Source organism: Halorubrum sp. AJ67, assembly GCF_000513435.1.
The window spans coordinates 89,716-92,387 of sequence record NZ_CBVY010000019.1 but is presented as its reverse complement, the minus strand read 5'-3'; the positions used below and the strand labels follow the sequence as shown (position 1 = coordinate 92,387).

Below are 2,672 nucleotides of genomic sequence, written 5' to 3'. Positions count from 1 at the left end.
TTCCGTGGCGTCGCCGTCGAGCCGGACGGCGCGAGCGAGGAGTAGACCGCCGACGCTCGGCTGCGAAGCGTCAGTCGTCCGCGGTCGCCCGGCCCCCCGCGTCGAGACCGTCGCCGGGGTCGGGAACGGTGCCGTCGTCGTTCCAGCCGCGGATCGCGTAGTACTCCGAGAGCGCCGCGTCGAACCCTGAGATTGCGTCGGCGTACGGGAGGGTGTCGTCCTCGCGGTCGAAGCCGCGGGCGTTGTTGAACGCGCGCTCCAGCTCCACGACGCGAGCGCCGAGCGACTGGAGGTCGTCGTAGTCGGCGTCCAGCAGGGCGGCGAGGTGGTCGTCGGTGACGGTGCCTCGCGAGAACTTACAGACGACCGCCGAGTCGAGGACCGCGTTGCGGTTCTCCTTCTCGACGAGCTTCGGCGGCTTCCCGTCGAGCCCCGTCGGGTCGAAGGCGTCGTCGGGGTCGACGAGCGGGTACTCGTACGGGTAGAACTCCCCGTACATGTGGTCCGCGCCGCGGTTCGCGGTCGCGAACGCCAGCCCCTGCCCGTTGAGCGCGCGGCCGTCGTGGCCGGAGAAGGGCATCCCCTTTACGGTCCAGTCGTCGGCACCGAACTCCTCGTGGGCGCGGTGGACGCCCTCCGCGAGCTTGTCGCCCACTCCCTCGCGGTAGGCGATCTGCTCGACGAGCGAGCGGACCAGCCCCGCGTTGCCGAACTCGTCTTCGGACTCCAAGAACATCGAGACCACGTCGCCACAGGAGATGGTGTCCATCCCCAGCTCGTCGCACAGCTCGTTCGCGCGCATCACGTCGACGATGTCGTCGACGCCGGCGTTCGAGCCGAACGCCATCACCGTCTCGAACTCCGGGCCCTCCGTCTCGACGCCCGTCTCCTCGTCGCGGGTCGGGAGCTTACAGGCGAACGCGCAGCTTGAGCAGGTCCCCTTCTTGTACTTCTTCTCCTCGACGCGGTCGCCGGAGATGCCCTCGACGCCCTCGAACGACCGCTCCGCGAAGTAGTACGACGGGAGCGCGTCCACCTCGTTGGCCAGCTCCGTCACGCTCGTCGTCCCCTGCCGTTTCATGATCGAGTCGGAGGTGGCGGCCTCGCGGTGGATCTCGCCCGCGTCGTCCGGCCAGTCGAGGTCGATCTCTGCGTCCGCGTCGCCCGCAAACGTCAGGGCCTTCACGCCCTTCGACCCGAGGACGGCCCCCAGCCCGCCGCGCCCGAACGCCCGCGTGTCCGAGGTCATCACCGACGCGAACCGGACGCCGTTCTCGCCCGCGGGACCGATGCAGGCGACGTGTTGCGGCTCCAAGTCGTGCGTCTCCGCGAAGCGGTCCGAGACGGCCGACACCTCGGCCTGCTGTAAGTCCGGGACCTCCTCGAAGGTCACGTCCGGCTCGCCGCCCGGGCCGACTTCGCGGACGTGGACCGCGAGGAGGTCGTCGCTCGCGCCGACGAGTTCGACCGCGGCGTACCCCGCGCCCGTGACGTTCCGCGAGAGGAACCCGCCCGCGTTCGACGACAGGAGACCGTTCGTGAGCGGCGAGAGGCCCGTGGCCGCCATCCGGCCCGTGTACGAGGTCGTCGAGTACTGCATCGGGCCGGTCGAGAGGTACAGTCGGTTCTCCGGGCCGAGCGGGTCGGCGTCGAACGGGATCCGGTCGTACGCGAGCGACGTGTTGAGCCCGCGGCCGCCGACGAACGAGTCGAGCCGGTCGTCGATCGGCGTCGTCGTCGCGGTTCGCTCCGTCAGGTCGACGGTGAGGAGCGACCCCTGTGCGTGTCTCATGGGCGTACGGAACGAGCGAGCGGCGATAAAACTCGGGGTGAGATCGGGGAGACTACGACGGGCAGATTCGGTTCGGAGACGTACCCGTCCGGCTCCGAGATAGATCGATTATTCAGACACGGACCCGTATGAAACAGCCGCTTGATGGAATCTGCGAAGAGAACACGGTCCGCTACTATGACCCGAGAACAGCTTCGGGAGCAGAGAGTATGAGGATGAGTAGCCCGGTCAGCAAGACGATTGCGGTGACACGCAATCCACCTGCTAACTGTCGGCGCTCCGATGGGAGGGACTCGGCAAGTCCAGACAGAGCGAATCCAACCGCCGCAACAAGCGAATTGATGCTGGGGACGCCGCGTAGAATACCGAAATAAATGTAGATGCTTCCCATACAGACTGAGCTAGCGAACATGACGAACGCTTGGGCTCGTCCGGAGGGTTCACTGAACACAACCTCTTTGATTTTGGAGGGCACGGAACAGGTTATCCCCTAGACACGGTAAATAGGTGTGGTACGCTCAGAAATCAGCCAAGCTGCTCCACATGTGGCCTGAGAATCGACGGTCGGAGAGCCCGTTTCGGCGTCGGGTCCGAGTCAGTCGTCGAGGACGTGATGCGTCACCGCGTCGACGCCCGACTCGGCGGTGTCGAGCGTCGCGACCCGGAAGGCGTCGTCCGCGCCCTCGACCGGGATAGGGAGTCCGCCGGGGTTCACGCGGACCGTCCCGTCACGCTCCTCGACGCCGTGGGCGTGAGTGTGGCCGTGGAACGCGTAGTCGTAGTCGCCGCAGTCGACGAGCGCGTTCACGACGAGGTCGCTCGTGCCGTGCGTGACCGCGATCGAGACGCCGTCCGACTCGCCGGACGCGTCTCCGTCACC

Annotated in this window: 1 protein-coding gene and 1 pseudogene (1 of these 2 running past the window's edge); both read right to left on the bottom strand. The window is 67.1% G+C overall.

Annotated elements, in window-relative coordinates; translation table 11 throughout:
- Positions 1 to 70: 70 nt before the first annotated feature.
- Entirely contained in the window at positions 71 to 1,792 is a 1,722-nt protein-coding gene (locus BN903_RS13165) for an aldehyde ferredoxin oxidoreductase family protein (RefSeq protein ID WP_048078166.1), read from the bottom strand.
- A gap of 595 nt (positions 1,793 to 2,387) precedes the next feature.
- Positions 2,388 to 2,672, bottom strand: a pseudogene (locus BN903_RS18805) (metallophosphoesterase family protein); it runs 273 nt beyond the window's last position.